Here is a 324-nt window from a genome sequence, read left to right on the forward strand (position 1 = left end):
GCGCGGCCTGCTCGGCGGGCGAGAGATCGTAGCGGGAGACGGCGATCGGCTGGGTGGTGCCGGCCAGTGCGTACCGGACGACGGACTCGTTCTTGTCCGCGACCAGGAGCATCCCGACCGTGGGCTGGTGCTGCGGCCTGCGCAGCCGGTCCTCGACGAGGGTCCACATGTCCGGGTTCACCATCCGCCCGATATACCCCTTGTAGCAGGACCCGACAAACCGTTTCGTCGCCACATCCCCGGTGTCCACCGCGGCTTTGCGGGCCTCGCGCAAAATCTTCGCCCACTTGTCCAACACCCGGCCCTGCTCCGGAAACACCCACG

Annotated in this window: 1 protein-coding gene; it reads right to left on the reverse strand. The window is 67.9% G+C overall.

The window, feature by feature from the left end; translation table 11 throughout:
• A partial coding sequence (locus P3H15_RS55735) for a PDDEXK nuclease domain-containing protein (protein WP_346348902.1) occupies positions 1-184 on the reverse strand: 184 nt, incomplete at its 3' end.
• Positions 185-324 lie beyond the last annotated feature (140 nt).

Origin of the sequence: Rhodococcus sp. T2V, assembly GCF_029269925.1 — a bacterium.
Classification (GTDB): Bacteria; Actinomycetota; Actinomycetes; order Mycobacteriales; family Mycobacteriaceae; genus Rhodococcus_F; species Rhodococcus_F koreensis.